Below are 17,963 nucleotides of genomic sequence, written 5' to 3' on the forward strand. Positions count from 1 at the left end.
TTACTTTCCGACAGCAAGATACAAAGAATTCGGTAGTTTGCAAAACAAACAACCACTTTTTATCTCCGCATTTCCTAAGTAACGACTGCCCCGAGAGACCTCCATGAGTTGGCGAGTGCTCAAAGCCCTTTGTCGGGGTGCCTAATCAAGGGTACCTTATCGGACAAGTCGGACAGGTCGGACGGCCGAGGGAATGGTGGTGGATTTGGCCTCCCCTCATAGGAGGTCAGATGGATCCTAGTCCCTAATCGAACCTCGAGAGCCGGAGACTAGGGGTTTATGAAACCACCCACCCCCACCATTCAACCCCTTGAGGGTTGGACCTGGATCAGTTAGATTTTTCTTTGAGTGTAATGATTACCTCATCACCATCTACATGGAAATATTCAAACATCTCATTTATGCCTTCAATCATCTTTTCTGCTGACCTATTATGGTAAAAAACCAGCCTTTTATCTCCAGAATAGTTATTTGGTATTTTTTTCAAGACCGTACCATCAACTAAGGCATAACGAGTATTAAAGCTTGGAATTTCTGGATATAGTTCTTCATCTTTCCAATTGATCACGCTAGGGTTTTTCCCTTGCTTTAGATGAGTAGTTAGATCATTGACAAGCACTTCGTATTGGTTGGGGTAGTTCCGTTTAAGGTGTTGAAGTATTGCAAAATATAAGTGGTTCCACCTATTTTCCTTATAGACTTTACCTTCAATTGTTACACTTTCTGGCTGTCTAAACTTTACAAAGGATTTTGCATCTGAATCAGTTATAGAAAACTTTCGTATCTCGTTATCTTCAATCCGCTCATTCCAGTTGTTAACAATTTGATATTCATCTGGGAGTTCATACGCATTTAAGAATAACTGAATCATCTGCTCTTGGTGTTTGAGTATTGCTTGCTCATCCCACCGCTCTACTGAAATAATATCAAGTCTGTAACTTAAAGCAGATTCTCCAAGCTTCTGCTTCTTTGTCTCAAACGATCGATTGCTAATCTCCATATTATATTCAGTTAGGATAAGATTCCCTATGTTGTGGAGGTATTTACTATGTACTTCTTGATGGTCTTCTCCCAATTCTTGCTCCCAAATAGTGGTTAATTTTTGGGGCATAATATGTTCAATCGTTATTAATGGATCTCTATAATCCACTGATACCTTAGATCTCTTTTTCTCCATATCACCAAGGATAAGCTTTGAATAGTTTCTTAGCTCATTATAAAAAGGCAAGGTCTCGAGAGTACTGCGTATCTCCTTATCATTTGGCATTCTTAGGAAATAAGGCAATTGCTTTATTATTTGTAGGAAGTCGGTTTCTCCGTTAGCCATTTCAGGAATATATTTAGTCAACAAAGGCATATTCTTATTTTCTCCGCTGGTCAAATCACATACTCTTCTTCGTATTAAGTATGTCTTAATCATTCGGAGAGTATTTAGCAAGGCATCATCGGACAGTTTCTTCTTTCCATTAATTCCTTGATGACTAATCAGCAACCCCATCACGAAAGATTTAAATGGGTCTGACTTAATACCCTGAAAGATATCAATTAGTAAGTCTTTTACTTCCTTGTTAAATCTTTTGTCTTCAGTGAGACGTGGGGTATAGTCGGGGTCAACGATTGCCAAATAGTAGTGTGCCACTTCTGATATCTCAAGAATAAGCAGTTGTTTATCTTCATATTCTGATGCAACTCTTTCTTTGAAAATGGAGTATAATTGTTTAGCATTACTATCGCTAGCTGTCACTAAATACTCCGAGAGCTTGTATTGTGTAAAGTCCCGTAAGTAATTTGAAGTCTCTTTTCTGGTTAGTTTCTCCTCAATCATGGGGAACCAGCACTGCTCGTAGGCTTCTGTCTGTTCTTCACTATTCAAACCTAGAAGAATATAGTTGCGAATAAGGTCAGATAGGGTAAGTGGCCTACCAAGAGAATTGAGTGTTTCAAATATAATCTGTGGATCCTCTCCCTTATAAGGATCATTTTCAAGATTGATTACAGCAAGATTTATTCGCTCTAAGATACTGACGAAATGCACAGTTTCCAACCTAGGAACTCTTTGCATAAGTGCCTTCAACTCTCTACAAAAATAAGTGTAGGCATTAGTAATCAAACCTGAAGGAGCTTTCTTGCCAGTCACTATAGCTTTATAGCAATCCCAGTCTGCAGTAACTTGCTTTAGTTTGATTTTCTCTTCATATTTTGAGTCCGAACTATAAAAGAAAGCTTGGTCAGTACCTTCTCTTTCATCATCGGACATGGGAAATGTATCACGAAGAGCAAGAAGGAAAAGCAGAGTAGTGGTTATTCTCTGCTGCCCATCAACAACAATAATAATATCTTTATCAAGGCTTTGGTATTCTCTCTTGACTACAAGCGTACCAAAGAAATGCTGTAGCTTTGGCTCTTTTCCAGAAAGTTCCGACTCAAGCAATCTTGTAATATCATGGAAAAAGCGACTTAATTCGGGCTTACCCCAAGCGTATGATCGTTGGAAAGGGGGAATAAAGAAGGGCGAAGTATTGCCCATAAGTAACTCTCTGACATTCTTAGACTCTACTCTCATAAACTATATATAATCTGTAATACAATCATTTTCAAACAAATATATAGATAAATAATGAGTAAACCTAGAATGATTTATGGCATTTGTTTGGCATTTGTGGTCGCACCAGTATCGGCTAGTGCGACCGCAAGGGTCGATGGATAAACCGCAATCCCTTTCCCCCCGGTCGAGGCTCGTAGAGCCGAAGACCGGAGGCTATCTGAATGGCACCCTGTCGGGTGCTTTTTGGCGACAATTTATTGCCCGAGTGGGACGAGTCGGAGCCCCAATAAGTTGCTGACGGGGTACGGGTGTCTGACTCGTCTGACTTGTCTGACCTGTCCGACTTGTCCGATGAGGCACCCATTGTCCAATGAGCCACCCCTTGGGTGTGCTCTCATCTAAGCAAAAACCGAGATGCAACTAAGCATTTGCTTTGTTGCATCTCGCCGATCGCTTAGTTGCAACTCGCCAATTGCTTAGTTGCAACTCAACTTTTGCTCTCATAGATGGTCACTTTTTCTGACCACACAGCAGGTTTTTTTAATCTATAGAAAAAAGGGTCGGGCATCACGAGGAGCCCGACCCTTTTGGATTTGTTTTTCTCTATCTATAAGGAGATTACTTAGCGAAGTGCTTATTGATGGTGCCCCAATCCTCTACTGCTGGGATCACGCCCATCTCAATCACTTGATTGCGTAGGTCTACCAGGTGCTTGTAGCTAGCCTCTAGCTCGGCCATCTCCTCTGGTGTGCCCTCAGGCATATTGTAGGTAACAATACCATCCTTGCCGATCTTGGTATCCATTGCCATCATGATGTTTTGGAACTTATCATTGTTCACGAAAGTACCTGCTGGCCATGGGAATTCAGCACCACCCATAGCAGCAGCAATCATCTCGATAGAGCAGTATGCTGGGCTCTGGAATGATGAGCGACCACGTAGCTTGATGATATTAGCACCACCCTTAGTGGTCTTGGTACGGATCTCCTCCCACTGCTCCTTGGTCAGTTTGTCGGTACCCATGTAGTCCTTCAATGGCTTGCCAGCGATCTTGGCATTTGATGCAAAGACTGCCATCTGCTCACCGTGGCCTCCGAAGGTGCGTGCACCAGTAACCTCGGACTGAGCTACACCGAAGTGCTTAGCTAGCTCGCTCTGCAGACGAGTACTATCGAGTGCTGCAAGAGTAGTCACACGGCGTGGGTCAATACCTGCGTGTAGCATGGTTACGAGACCAGTGATATCGGCAGGGTTGAAGATGATTACCACGTGCTTTACATCGGGGCAAAGGCGCTTGATGTGCTCACCGAGGTCGGCAGCAATCTCGCTATTACCCTTGAGGAGGTCCTCACGAGTCATGCCATCCTTACGAGGGGCGCCACCTGATGAAACGATGTACTTAGCTCCCTTTAGAGCCTCCTCAAAATTGTCGGTAAAGGTCATGTTGAGACCTTGGAATCCACAGTGGCGGATCTCCTCTGCCACGCCCTCAAGACCAGGAAGATAGGGGTCGTATAGGCAAATATTTGGGGTGAGGCGCATCATAGCTGCTGTCTGTGCCATATTGCTACCAATCATACCTCCTGCTCCGATGATCACGAGCTTGTCGTCAGTCAAAAAACTCATAAGATATAAACTTTATATTGTGAAAATAATACCGTCATCTAATACTTCCACAAATGTAATAAAGAATTTTGTAAATAAATAATATTCGCCTTAGAAAATGCGGTGGCGCGCAATTCGGTGCCCGATAAAATGACTTTATCGGACGGTAGTTTATTTAATAAAAAAGCACCCGTGAGGGTGCCACTCAGCTAGCTGTAAGTTTGCAGGTAGCCCGGGCGAGTTTATCGAGCCCGCCAAAATCAAACAAAAAAAGTTAAATTCAAATGCGTAGATAAAGGGTATATCAAAGATGAAATAACCAGTAAAAATAGTCTAATAGCGAGACTAATGCCGTATCTTTGTTGTAGAAAGATAGCCATTAGTCGATTAGGTGAGAAACCTTAGTATGCTAGCGAGGTCATAGAACCTATTGGGGGCAATAAGGACACCTAATCACGCTGTTGGATACTATATAGATTGTTAGGATTATACTCCTATTTACAGCTTGAGTACAAACAGCTTTCGTTCGACTAATGGCTATCTAACCACTTCAAGTACAAAGTTATGAATAAAAATTTATTTGTGGGAATTGATTTCTCAAAAGAAACGTTTGACGCAGCTATCCTCAAGGTATCTGAAGAGAGCTCTATTGATCTAAAGATCATTGGTAATGAGCAGTTTAAAAACGATGTGCCAGGTTGTAAGCGATTTGTAAAATGGCTGAATAAGACTTGTGCACTATCTGGCGACTACTCCTCTGTCCTTGTAGGTGGAGAAGATACAGGTAACTATAGCACCACGTTGCCTAAACAGCTTTATGTGCTGGGAATTGATTGCTCCGTACAAAATGCTTATTCGATCAAATGTGGTAGTGGCAAGATTGTTCGCGACAAGACCGATAAGATGGACGCAGAAAAGATCGCTTACTACTTCTATCGCTTTCGTGATCAGATTAGGCTCTATAAGCCCCTATCTAAGGATATGGAGAGCTTAGAGAGACTCTATTCATACCGATATGGACAGGTGAGAGAAAGTGCAAGATTGCAGTGTCAAATAAAAGAATATGAGCATATTCTTAAGTCAGAACCCAATGATGAGACGCTAAAGTTTATGATCCAACGATTAGAGGAGCAGGAGAGGTTTCTGAAGGAAGAAATCAAGACTATTGAAGCTAAAATGGTAGAAATGATTGAAGCTGATGAAGAGCTTAATGAGATCCATGAATGCCTACTGAGCATACCAGGTGTCGGGAAGATCACAAGCCTTCTTTTGATCGTTGTTACTCGAGGGTTTACAAGGTTTGATAACCCCAAGCAGCTTGCCTGCTTTTTAGGTGTCTCTCCACACCCGAATCAGTCAGGTACATCCGTCCAAAATGGCAATCATAGGAGTTGGTTTGCCGACCCTTATTTTGCAAGCCTCTTACATATGACGGCACTCACTGCAAGCATACATAATCCGAAGTTTAAGGCTTACGATGAAAGGTTAAAGAGCAAAGGCAAGCCAAAACTGCTCATTATGAACAACATCAAAAACAAGCTACTGACGGTCGCCTTTACAATCGCTACGAGAAGGACCAAATTCTATTCTGATTATGACGCAAAACGAGCATAGAGCGAAATAACACTTTTTAACTATATAAATTTGGTGGTGAACATAGATTGCCCCCAGTCGAGGGCGAAGCCCGTTGACTGGGGGTACGAGACGCCCACACCCATCGACCCTTGTGGTCGCACTTGGATAGGCTAGTGCGACCGCAAGGGTCGATGGATAAACCGCAATCCATTTCCCGCCGGTCTTCGGCTCTACGAGCCTTGACCGGGGGCTATCTGAATGGCACCCTTCGGGTGCTTTTTTGGCGGGGTATTACCACTCATGAGAATGTCGTACAGAGTATGAGATGCAGGACTCTTTCCAATGCGTAATCCCTATTATCTAGTGCCACCACCGAGGGCTTTGTAGAGGTTGATATGGGCTTGGAGAAGCCCTAGTTGGTCGGCATAAGAGCCCATCTCGGCATTGAGGAGCTGTTGCTGGCTGGTGAGCACCTCTAGGTAGGTGCCATTGCCGAGGGTCATCAGCTTCATGGTCATATCGGTAGCTTGGTGTAACGACTCTAGTTGCTTCTTGCGGAAGTCTATCTTGGTACGGTACGCCTCTATCCGATAAAGCTGGTTGCTCACCTCAGCACCAGCAGCTATGAGGGTCTGCTGAAATTGTATTGTTGCCTCCTTCTGCTTAGCCTTGGCGATACGTAGCTGGGCTACATTTCGACCATTATTGAAGATAGGCTGGAATAGCGACCCGATGGCGTTGCCCACAAAGGTGAAGGGGTCTACAATCACCCCGCCAAGGGCATTGGTCCAGGAGCCATTGGCGGTTAGCTTGATAGAGGGGAGGAAGTCGGCCCGAGCTCTATTGGCACCATAGTAGGCCATCACTAGTCGCTCCTCAGCCATCTGCACATCAGGGCGAAGGGCTAGGAGGTCCACTGGCACTCCAAGGTCTGTGTCGAAGTGGGGGATCCTCTCGCTATCCATCGATCCCCTCTCTATCTGCTGTGGTGGAAGATGAAGTAGGGTGGCGAGGGCATTTTCTGTCACTCTCCTCTGAGTCTTGAGCTCTGCTAGCACATCAAGTAGTCCAAAGGTCTGTGCCTCTGCTTGTGCAATAGCAGCTTCAGTGACTCTTCCTGTCTCCTTTAGCAGTCGGAGCACTCTGATATTTTCTCTCCAGGTAGCCACCGTCTTCTCTGCCACGCCTATCTGGGCATCAAGCGCCAATAGCGTGTAGTAGCTATTGGCCACCGCAGCGATGATATTGGTCTGTACTAGATAGGTCTGAGCCTCTGCAAGTCGAGTCTGAGCTTTTTGTTGCTCCAAACTATTGCGAAGCTTCCCGAAGAGGTCAACTTCCCAACTGGCGGTGATGGGGAGGTTGTAGCTCCACACTTCGGTATTATAGCTGTATTGCCCCGATGGTGCTGCAGAGATATTGGGAAGGAACCCTAGCTTGGCGGATAGCAATGCCGCCTTGGACTGCTCTAGCCCTAGCTGGGCGATGCGGATATCGGCATTGCGCTCTAGAGCGGTCTTGATCAGTCCTTTCAGTTGGGGGTCACAAAAAAAGTCTTGCCACGAAAGGGTCGCGATATTTTGATCCGTTGCTGGTACTGTGTCATTGGGCAGAGTGGGGGCTCTGAAAAGTCGCTCCGCCGTGATCTCCTCTGGGCGCTGGTAGCTCCCATAGATTCCGCAACTAGAGAGGAGTAGCGGCATCAGGGAGAGACATAGGTAGAGACATGGGATATACTTATTCTTCATCTTTCGAATCATCTTTAGTTTCAAATTGGATGGGGTGGATCCGCTCTTGCCAGTTTTGGGCAATGTAGTAAAGCCCAGGCACAAAGATTACCTGCAATAGCACACCTATTAGCATACCACCCACAGCAGCTACACCGAGCGAGAAGTTGCCTGCAGCACCTGCACCTGTGGTAAACATAAGTGGCAGGAGGCCTATGATCATCGCGAGAGAGGTCATGAGGATAGGTCGCATACGCTCTGCAGAAGCCGAGATGGTCGCCTGCAGTATGCTATAGCCTTGGTGGCGGTGCTGGCGGGCGTACTCCACGATCAGCACGGCATTCTTGGCGAGTAGCCCTATGAGCATGATCATTGCAATCTGTACGTAGATATTATTCTCCACGCCAAAGATCATTGCGAACATAAAGGTGCCCATCAGCCCAAAGGGTACTGACAGTATCACCGCAAGTGGTAGCACGAAGCTCTCGTACTGAGCAGCTAGAAGTAGGTAGATAAATACAAGTGAGAGCAGTAGCACCATCACGGTAGAGCCTGCTCCACCACCCTTTTGCTCCTCACGGGTAAGGCCAGAGAACTCGTAGGCCACGCCCGATGGTAGGGCACTTGCGGCCACCTCTTCAACCGCCTTGATAGCTTCTCCCGATGAGTAACCAGGGGCTGGTGTGGCATTAACGTTGATCGAATTAAATAGGTTAAATCGATTGATCACCTGCGGGCCATATACCTTCTCAAGCGAGATAAACTGACTGATAGGAGCCATACCTTGAGGCCCTCTCACATAGATCTTTTGGAGATCAGAGAGGTTGGCCCTATCCTCTGGCCCGGCTTGTAGGTACACCCTATAGAGGTACCCAAAGGCATTGAAGTTGGAGGCATACATACCGCCAATGTAGCCCTGAAGGGTGGAGTAAATGGTCTGTGGCGAGATCCCTGCCATCTTGAGCTTAGCTGCATCTACATCCACGCGGTACATAGGGAAGCTAGGGTTGAAAGTGGTAAAGGCAGCTGCTATCTCGGATCGCTGATTGAGGGCGGTAATATAGCCTACTGCAATATTATAGAAGTCCGATAACTCCCGACCATTGGTATCCTGGAGGTCCATCTGCACACCACCCGAGGCACTATACCCTGGAATAGTCGGTGGCACAAAGGCCATAAGGCGAGCATTGGGGAGGGTGGCAAACCTCTGCATGATCCTCTGCTGCACGGCAGCCGAACTATTCTTTTTGGAGGGGCGCTCACTCCACGGCTTGAGCTGTACGATAAGGGTGGCATAAGAGCTGCCGACCCCACTCATCAGTCCAAATCCAGCAAACTCTGTTACCGACTCTACCTCTGGGAATTGGTGGATCACCTTGCTCACCTCGTAGAGTACCTTGGTACTCTCTTCTAGTGAAGCACCTGGCTGAAGGCTTACCTGAGCCAGTACTACACCATTATCCTCCTCAGGCACAAAGCCAGTGGGGGTATTGCCTACTAGTAGTGCAGTGATGATGAGTGTTGCCACTACCGCAATTGAGGTGAGTAGCTTGCGAGGGGCGATCCTGTTTAGGGCACCTCTGTACTTGCCGAGCAGGCGATTGTAGGAGGTGTTGAAGGCTATGTGGAAGCGCTCTATAAACTTGGGCTTCTTGCCACTTTCGTCGCTAGCAGGCTTTAGGAATAAGGCGCACAGTGCTGGGGTGAGGGTGAGGGCGTTGACACCAGAGAGGGCTATCGCGATCGCCATGGTGATACCAAACTGCCGGTAGTAAACTCCAGAGACACCGCCAATAAAGCTCACAGGGATAAATACAGCCATCATCACCATCGTGATAGAGAGGATCGCTCCACCTATCTCCTCCATCGCCTTGATGGAGGCAGCTTGTGGGCTTTTGTATCCATGGTCGAGCTTGGCGTGTACCGCCTCTACCACCACGATGGCATCGTCTACCACAATAGCAATCGCTAGCACCAGAGCACTCAGCACCAGTAGATTGATGGAGAAGCCAAAGAGCTGTAGGAAGAAGAAGGTACCTATCAGTGACACTGGGATGGCAATAGCTGGAATAAGGGTGCTTCGGAAGTCTTGGAGGAAGATATAGACCACAAGCATTACCAAGAGGAATGCTTCAAGCAAGGTACGTAGCACATTGCCCATAGCCGCGTAGAGGAAGTCATTGACATTCATGCCGTAGGATATACTTAGGCCAGGTGGGAGGTCTTTCTTTACCTCCTCCATCAGCGCCTCTATATCCTTTACCACTTGGGTAGCATTGGAGCCTGCAATCTGGTTAACCCCGATATTGATAGAGGTCTTGCCATCGCGCGATGCCACCACTGAGTAGTAGAGGGCCCCTAGCTCCACATCCGCTACATCCTTGAGGCGGAGGAGCTGACCATTGGCATCGGCTCGTAGGATGATATTGCCAAATTCATCGGCATTCTTAAGGCGTCCTCTGGTGGTGAGGGCATACTCAAAGGCCTGATTGCCCTGTGTGCCCAACTGACCAGGAGCCGCCTCAATATTTTGCTCCTGCAGTGCCATCATCACATCGGCAGGGATCAAGCCATACTGAGCCATCACATCGGGCTTCAGCCAGATACGCATGGTGTAGGTCTTGGCACCTGGTACCGAGGCCTCTCCCACACCAGGTACACGCATGATCTGGGGGAGGATATTGATATCTACATAGTTTTGCAGAAAGAGGTCGTCGTATCGATCATCGGTATCCTCGATAGCAATACGGAGCAGTGTACTACTCTGTCGTTTATTGACACTCACCCCCGACCTAGTCACCTCAGCTGGGAGTAGTGCCTGAGCACGTGTTACACGGTTTTGTACATTGACCTGTGCCATGTCGGGGTCGATATCTGGGTCGAAGTAGATCGTAATCGAGCCAGAGCCAGCATTGCTGGCACTGGAGGTCATGTGGGTCATACCCTCTACGCCATTGATCGCTTCCTCTAGGGGCGAGAGCACTGCATTCACCACCGTCTCGGCATCGGCTCCTGGATAGAAGGCTTGGACTGATATGGTAGGTGGTGCTATATCGGGGTAGCGCTCTACTGGTAGGCTAGTGATGCCTATCAGTCCCAGTAGCACGATGATGATAGAGATGACCGAGGAGCGGACTGGTCGCTTGATAAATCCGTCTAGTTTCATTACCGCTCCTCCATTTGATATTTAATCTTCATGCCCTCCCGGAGGGTTACAGCACCATCTAGTACCACTTTGTCGCCTGCCGACAGACCAGAGGTAACAATGTAGTTTTGTCCATCATTTTGTGGCAGTAGCTCTATCCCTCGTGCGGTGACGTTGCCGTCATTGTCCACAACATAGATAAATGAATTCTTCTGTAGTTGGAAGGTGGCTAGCTGTGGCACCTCAATAGCATTCTCAATCACGTTGGGGATGATCACCTCGCCCGTAGCACCACTGAGAAGTATGCGGTCTGGGTTGGGGAAGAGCACGCGCACATTGAGCGAACCAGTGGTGGGGTTGAGTACCCCGCTCACCGTCTCTAGCACGCCTTTGTGTGGGTAGAGTGTGCCATCAATAAGGCGAAGCTCAATACCGCCAATAGAGGAGATGCCCTCTTTGAGCCCTCCATGGGCACGAGAGAGTGCGAGGAATTGCCTTTCGGTGATAGAGAAGTGGGCATACATTTCGCTGATATCGCTCACCGAGGTGAGGGGCTGTGGCATCTGTGGAGATACGAGACTCCCCACGCGGTATGGGATGCTACCCACTACGCCATCGGTAGGGCTTACCACACGGGTGTAGGAGAGCTGTTTCTGGGCACTCGCCAATTGAGCCTTGGCACTGGCAAGTGAGGCCTTGGCGGTGGCGAGTTGGTTTTCGCTTGATTGGAGTGCGTAGTCCCCGATGATATTTTCGCTGGCTAGCTGGCGATTGTTCTTGGCCGTTAGCTCGGCAGTTGCCACCTGAGACTCAGCCACAGCTACAGCTGCCCTGGCAGCATTGACCGCCTCTTGGAACTGTACCTGGTCCAGCACAAAGAGGAGCTGGCCCTTACGCACCTTGGCTCCCTCATCTACAGCCACCTGAGTGATGGGTCCAGCCACCTGTGGGCGTATCTCTACATCCAGTTTGCCCCGAAGTGTAGTGGGGTAGATAGATGGTAAAGTGATCTGCTGCTCCTTCAACTCTCGTACGGTGTAGGTGGTGCCATCGGCTTGCTGCCCTTGGCCGCCCTTTTTCGTGTCACAACCACTCAGGGGTAGTAGTGCCGCAACTGCTATAGCCACTAACCCTATTAGTCTCATCGAAGACTTTTTCATATTCATTCTTTTCTTTTGTCGGTTTGGGTCTCTTTTTTAGAGTACTTGCAAACTTACCCAAAGAGTGCGTAAAATCTAAGTAATTAAGGAGTTTTTAGTGGGTGATGTGTCAGCTCTATTAGATGGAAAGGTGTAGTCAATAGCTCCCCGACACACGACCCTTTGCGGGAGGGGGAGTGGCGGATAACCATATATGAGATAAATAGGTTTATCCCCTTAGTGATCGGTAGATTTGCTCTTGGATGCGGGTGCGGATATGGAGCTGTGAGAGCTGGTTGTTCCACCGCTTTGGGGCACCTCTATTGGAGAGAAAGATGTAGACAATCTCATTTTGGGGATCTATCCAGCAGCAGGTGCCGGTGAAGCCGGTATGCCCATAGGTGGAGAGGGGTGCAATATCGGCCACGTTGCCTACCTTGCCTTTGCCACGGTGACGATCGAAGCCGAGTGCATAGGGGGAGATAGGGCGGCGGGCTGTGGTAAACTTCTGTACCGTATTGGGTTTAATATACCTATGACCATCGTAGGTGCCACCATTTAGGAGCATCTGTAGGAGTGGAAATAGCTCCTCTGCTGTGCCAAAGAGTCCGGCATTGCCCGATACTCCTCCTAGCATTGCTGCTGCCTCGTCATCTACATCGCCACGAAGGGTTTGGTGGCGAAGGAATTGATCCTTCTGCCCTTCGGCTATCTCGGAAGGGGCAAATCGCGCCAAAGGGCAGTAGGTAAGTCGCTTTAGCCCGAGTGGTGTGGCTAGCTTTTCCATAAAAAGTTGATCGAGTGGCATCTGGTAGCACTGCTCAAGGACCTCTTGCAATAGCAGAAAGTCAATGTCACTGTAGCGGTAACCCCGCCGACGGAGCTGTGCATCGCGGATCTCCTCACGCATCATCTCCCTTACCGAACGGTGGAGGTAATATCCCTCGGCGAAGCGGATAGGGTAGTCCTCACTCTGCTCTCTACTAACCAATGATGGAAGGTAGGAGAAGTTGCGCCTTGCCCACGCCTTTCGGGCGATCTGAATGGGAAAGCCGGCTTGGCGCCGATAGGTGATTAGTGGCGAAGGGTAGCTCTCTTGGTCAATGAGCGAGAGGTAAAAATTGATCACCGCAGGCATTCCCCCTGTATGAAAAAGAAGGTCGGCAAGTGTTACCGACTCTTTATTGCTCCCTTTGAGGAAATCGAGGTGCTTACCTAGTGGATCCTTTGTAGACAACCGCCCCTCGTCCTCTGCTATCATCAGCAGTGGCACAGTGGCGACTGCCTTGGTGACACTGGCGAGGTCGTATAGGGTGGCGGTGTTATTGGGCTCCTTTTTTCCGCTATCCTTGTAGCCAAAGGCCTTGCTATAAACCACCTTTCCCTCCTTCGCCACTAGTACCTGGCAACCAGGGTAGGCGCCTTTCTTCACCCCCTCGAGGGCAATGTTATCTATCTTGGAGAGGAGGCGGCTATTGAGCCCCACGGTCTCGGGCTTGGCGAAGGTGAGCCCTTTTCGCTCTAGAGGAATGCCTGCTCCCGCCTTGAAGAGTGGGGGTAGGTCAACTGGTAGCACCCCACTCATGGGAAGCTGACCAAGTAAGGCACGTCCGACGGCTGCCTGGGCATCGACACTACTATCGTAGCCCATCACCACCGCCTTTGCCTCGGTGATCACCTCCTTGAAGTGCAGTGCGGTGTAGGGATTGGTGAGGAAAAGCAAGACTACCGACCTATCGCGTGCCAATTGGAGGAGCCCAGCATCAGGCCGTGCCCTTTCGGAGGTGATGGCAACCAGTATCACGGAGCTCTTTCGTAGCTTTTGGTAGGTGCCCTGTCGCTCGCCACTACCTGCCTTCACGCCAATGCCGTGGCTGCTAACTGTGCCACCATTGCGGAGCACTTGTAGAAGCTGAGGGGTCCTAGAATCTCCATAACGCAGGAGGGCTATCTCACTTTTTCCAGCGAATGGAAGGAGTGACTCATTATTCTTCAGTAGGGTGACACTCTCCTCGTAGATTCTGGTACGGAGTGCCTTGCTCTGCTCATTATTAAGGTCGGCAGAGAGGGCGGTGGTTGGCAGTAGCGCCCGATTAGTTGCCCCAAGGAGATGTTTCCACGCAAGTACTTTTCGGCAACGACGTAGCACCTCACTGCGGTCTATCTCTCCCGCTTTTAGTGCGGTGAGCAGCTCTGCTAATGCCTTTTGGGGTGAGGGTGGTGCCAATAGAATATCATTGCCAGCCTTGAAAGTGGCGACAGCGACAGAGCCTTTGCCTACATTGTCTATCACCCCTTGCATCGCTAGCCCATCGGTGAAGATGAGCCCCTCGAAGCCGAGTTGCTCCTGCAGTAGTTCGGTGGTGATGGCGTGGCTTACACTGGCCGCTTTTCGGCTGCTATCTAGCGCGGGAACGGTGAGGTGCCCTGTCATGATCCCCCCTAAGCCCTTTTGGATAAATTGGGTGAAGGGGTAGAGTTCTACCTCCTCTAGCCGTGCTCGGTCGTGCGATATCACGGGTAAAGCTTTGTGGGAATCGACCTTGGTATCACCGTGCCCGGGGAAGTGCTTCGCTACCGCCAGCACCCCTAGGCTCTCTAGCCCTTGACCATAAGCCAGTACCAGCTTCGCTACCTGCTGAGGGTCGGAGCCAAAGCTACGGGTACCGATGACTGGATTGAGGGGGTTATTATTGACGTCGGCAACAGGGGCGAAATTGACCTGAATGCCCATCCGCTTCGCCTCCTCTGCTGTGGCTCTACCATACTCAAAGGCAGTGGAGAGGTTGTTGGTGGCCCCCAGCACAATGTTTCGAGGCCATCGGATAGTGCCAGAAAGACGCATCGAGAGTCCCCACTCGCCATCCATCGCCACCAGCATCGGGATCGTAGCTCTCTGTCGCATGCGATTGATGAGGAAGAGCTGTCGCTCGGGCGTCCCTTTCTGCCAAAGGACGCCTCCGAAGCCACGTGCTACTAGGTGGTCCCACTCCTCTAGGCTCTTTTGACCCTCTTTGGGGTAGACCATTGGCATAATAAGCTGAGCCAGAAGCTGCTCATCCGTCATCCCCTGCATCACGCTATCGGCATAAGCATAGGCAGCAGCAGAGCAGGCGGGGTCCTTGATCATCGTTGGTGGGGTGCCCGCTTTTACTAGTGGGCAACAAAGAAGTACCGCAAGGATACTCCCAAACATCTTATATATATTGTTTCTCTTCATAATCTTTGATAATCAATAGCCATTATGGTAAAAAGTGGCAATGTAAAAGCTAAATGGATTATTTCCATAATGGTTCATTCTCCCATCCCTTTGGAAAGCCAAGTGCAGCCTTGTCTATCTCTGGAAATGTAGCAAAGAGATGATTCATTTTGTGGAGCATGTCGTTATTTGGCGATATGACATCAAGGAAATACTTGATAATGCACAGGTCAAAGTATACCTTTAATGGATCAGTTGGCAATGTAATCCAAGGACGTTTTATTCTGATTGGCATAGTAGCACGAATGGAGAACACGCGATTCCAAATACGAGCATGATGACAGCAAGAGTTTCGTGTTACTGCAACAATAGTAAGCCAAGATTCGAATGGAGAAATTTGCAGTCCAAATGACTGAGCAATGGATTTCTTAATTCTTTTATTCTTGATGTTGGAATAAATGTTGGTGACTACTCCAAATGGTAGTATCTCAGCCAGCATCCAAGATGGTGGGTACTGATTGATATAGCTTTTCTTGAAATGATGGATGAAATCCTCTTTAGTATGGTTTAACTCATCTTCAATTAGGTGTTTAGTGCGTCTGAATCTACTAGGATCTGAGAAATAACGTCCGTTCGTCATCCAGAATGGATCGTCTAACATTTTTGTTCCAAAATTTACGATTGCACAACGCACTGCAATCTCTATTTTTTCAATTTCATTGAAGAGGAGCAGTCGTAACTTCTTGTCAAACTTATACAGCATCATTACCTTGTCAAAGGTAACACCTTGCTTAAATAGTTTTTGTTCCTTAGGGGTGGAAAGTAAAGGGTGCATATATGCAGATAGGCGGTAGTAACCGATGTGAGCAAGGTAGTGTTCAGCCTTTCCTTCATCAGTTATTTTCATGCCTCTTGCTTTGAGCAACTGTACTAACGCCATAGGGGTAGCGTATGTTTTTACAAACGGAATTCTTTTTGTCATAGTATAAAAAAAAGACCCGCACATTTGAGCATCGTTGAGAGGCTTGGCGGGTTCTCGTGCCGCAAAGATACGAATAATCTATTGACATTCCAAACTCCGATACAAGAAAGTTACAAGATCCAATTCACTAGAAGTTTAATTACACATTAGCTCGTATTGGCAGGTTTATTTCCGCTTTAGTTGGTAGTTTACGGTAGAATCTGTATGTTTGTAATGAATATTAACATTAGACCACGAGGATTATGATTAAGGAGAACTTTGTAAAGCTATATGAGGGGGTACTGAAGGAAAATTGGGCGCTTCCTGCCTTTACCAATTATGAGGAGGGGCGAACCTATACTGTGGCAGATGTCGCACGGTGGGCAGCACGTGTACACCTTATCTTGGAGCAGAATGGCATCAAGAAGGGCGATAAGGTGACCCTTATTGGTAAGGATTGTGCCGAGTGGTGTATGGTATGGATGGGCATTGTTACCTATGGGGCGGTGGTGGTACCTATACTGCCCGACTTCCCTAAGGCCGACTTGCTACACCTTATTGAGCATAGTGACTCTAAGTTTGTATTCGTGGGGCCAGAGCACGAGAAGCACCTAGAGGGAGCACTGCTCCCTAATGTATTGGGGCTTTATAGGATTAAAAGTATGGAGCCACTCCTAGGACTACTCTCCAACGACCCAACCAAGGCACTCAATATCGATGTTCTATTTAAGCAACGATACCCAAATGACTTTACTCGGGAGGATGTAAAATTCCCCGAGGTGAGCAATGAGGAGGTGGTACTCATTAGTTATACCTCTGGTACATCGGGCTTTAGCAAAGGGGTGATGACCACTGCCAACAACCTAGCAGCCAATATGACCTATGCAGTGACGGAAAAGATGCAGAGCCGCGGTGATCGCCTCCTCTGCTTCCTCCCCAACGCCCACGCCTATAGCTGTGCATTCAACTTCCTACTCCCCTTGCTTTCGGGTGCACACGTCTATATCCTTGGTCAAAAGCCTACCCCTACCATTCTCCTCAAAGCGCTTAAGGAGGTGCAACCTCGACTGATCCTCTCCGTACCACTCGTATTGGAAAAGATCTACAAGAGCGTGGTGACGCCTAAGCTCAAGGAGACTTCGGTACGGTTGGCACTTAAGACGCCGATCCTCCGCAACTCGGTATACAAGAAGTTTAGAGAGGGATTGATCCAGGCACTAGGGGGCAATCTAGGTGAGATCATCATTGGTGGGGCAGCCCTCAATGCCGAGGTGGCTCAGTTCCTCGACCGCATCAAGTTCCCCTACACCGTTGGCTACGGCATGACGGAGTGTGCGCCACTGGTCTCCTATGCTCAGTATAAAAACTATGTCTCTGGCTCATGTGGTAAGGAGCTGAAGATGATAGAGAAGCTGAGGGTAGCCGATGCCCAAGAGATTGAGGGGCAGATGGTGGGTGAGATCCAAGTGAAGGGGGAGAATGTCTGCCTCGGATACTACAAAAACCCACAAGCAACTGCCGAGCTCTTTACGGAGGATGGCTGGATGAAGACGGGGGACCTAGGCTATATTGCCAAGGATGGCAGCGTCTTTTTGAGAGGGCGCTCCAAGGCGATGCTCCTTGGCCCTAATGGGCAGAACATTTACCCTGAGGAGATAGAAGCGAAGATAGCGATGCTCCCCTTTATGAATGAAGCAGTAGTGGTACAGCGAGAGGGCAAACGGAATGTGGCGATTGTGACCATCGACCGAAAAGCACTCGAAAAGGCGGGCTATAAGAACGATGAGAAGGTGGAAGAGCTACTCGAAAGTAATCGCAAGCAACTCAATGAGAGCCTTGCCTCCTTTGCCCAAATCTCCAGCTTTGAAGTACTGGAGGGTGACTTTGAGAAGACGCCTAAGCAGAGTATCAAGCGCTACCTCTACAAATAAGGATTCGGAAGCCCTTATCTGGTAAGAGACTTTTTAGCAGTGCCCCTCCTCCTATTGAAGCGATAGGAGGAGGGGTCACGCATTAGAAATGTTTTATTAGTGGTATTTATCTGAGTACCTATGGGTAAGGACCTCG

Annotated in this window: 9 protein-coding genes; 2 read left to right on the top strand and 7 right to left on the bottom strand. The window is 48.3% G+C overall.

All coding sequences use genetic code 11. The features are described 5' to 3' along the window. Positions 1-328: 328 nt before the first annotated feature. A complete protein-coding gene (locus A3GK_RS0102125) occupies positions 329-2,563 on the bottom strand; it encodes a DUF262 domain-containing protein (protein WP_018027885.1) in 2,235 nt (744 codons plus the stop codon). Between the two features lie 600 nt (positions 2,564-3,163). Further along, positions 3,164-4,171, bottom strand: coding sequence for a malate dehydrogenase (locus A3GK_RS0102130; protein WP_018027886.1), 1,008 nt, complete (start codon positions 4,169-4,171; stop codon positions 3,164-3,166). A 543-nt stretch (positions 4,172-4,714) separates the two neighbouring features. Between A3GK_RS0102130 and A3GK_RS0102135 the strand changes: the two genes are divergently transcribed. Next, the gene (locus tag A3GK_RS0102135; protein WP_018027887.1) at positions 4,715-5,764 is read left to right on the top strand and encodes an IS110 family RNA-guided transposase; all 1,050 of its coding nucleotides are present in this window, start codon (positions 4,715-4,717) and stop codon (positions 5,762-5,764) included. Positions 5,765-6,081: 317 nt separating this feature from the next. Here A3GK_RS0102135 and A3GK_RS0102140 read toward each other — a convergent pair whose 3' ends face one another. From A3GK_RS0102140 to A3GK_RS0102160, 5 genes are all read right to left on the bottom strand, one after another. Next, complete coding sequence (locus A3GK_RS0102140) at positions 6,082-7,473, bottom strand: TolC family protein (protein WP_018027888.1); 1,392 nt, start codon at positions 7,471-7,473, stop codon at positions 6,082-6,084. Next, positions 7,463-10,618 (bottom strand): efflux RND transporter permease subunit, encoded by a 3,156-nt coding sequence (locus A3GK_RS0102145; protein WP_018027889.1) that lies wholly within the window; start codon positions 10,616-10,618, stop codon positions 7,463-7,465. The genes A3GK_RS0102140 and A3GK_RS0102145 overlap by 11 nt, the downstream gene beginning before the upstream one ends. Then, a complete protein-coding gene (locus A3GK_RS0102150; RefSeq protein ID WP_162138129.1) occupies positions 10,618-11,757 on the bottom strand; it encodes an efflux RND transporter periplasmic adaptor subunit in 1,140 nt (379 codons plus the stop codon). The genes A3GK_RS0102145 and A3GK_RS0102150 overlap by 1 nt, the downstream gene beginning before the upstream one ends. A 208-nt stretch (positions 11,758-11,965) precedes the next feature. Then, a complete protein-coding gene (locus A3GK_RS0102155; RefSeq protein ID WP_018027891.1) occupies positions 11,966-14,956 on the bottom strand; it encodes a glycoside hydrolase family 3 N-terminal domain-containing protein in 2,991 nt (996 codons plus the stop codon). A 58-nt stretch (positions 14,957-15,014) separates the two neighbouring features. Beyond that, positions 15,015-15,917: an Abi family protein gene (locus A3GK_RS0102160; RefSeq protein ID WP_026161658.1), complete on the bottom strand. Its 903-nt coding sequence runs from the start codon at positions 15,915-15,917 to the stop codon at positions 15,015-15,017. Between the two features lie 242 nt (positions 15,918-16,159). Here A3GK_RS0102160 and A3GK_RS0102165 point away from each other — a divergent pair, with 242 nt between their 5' ends. Further along, positions 16,160-17,827 carry an AMP-binding protein gene (locus A3GK_RS0102165; protein WP_018027893.1) on the top strand — a complete coding sequence of 556 codons (1,668 nt, stop codon included), beginning with the start codon at positions 16,160-16,162 and terminating at the stop codon, positions 17,825-17,827. Positions 17,828-17,963 lie beyond the last annotated feature (136 nt).

Source organism: Porphyromonas somerae DSM 23386 (assembly GCF_000372405.1).
GTDB lineage: Bacteria > Bacteroidota > Bacteroidia > Bacteroidales > Porphyromonadaceae > Porphyromonas_A > Porphyromonas_A somerae.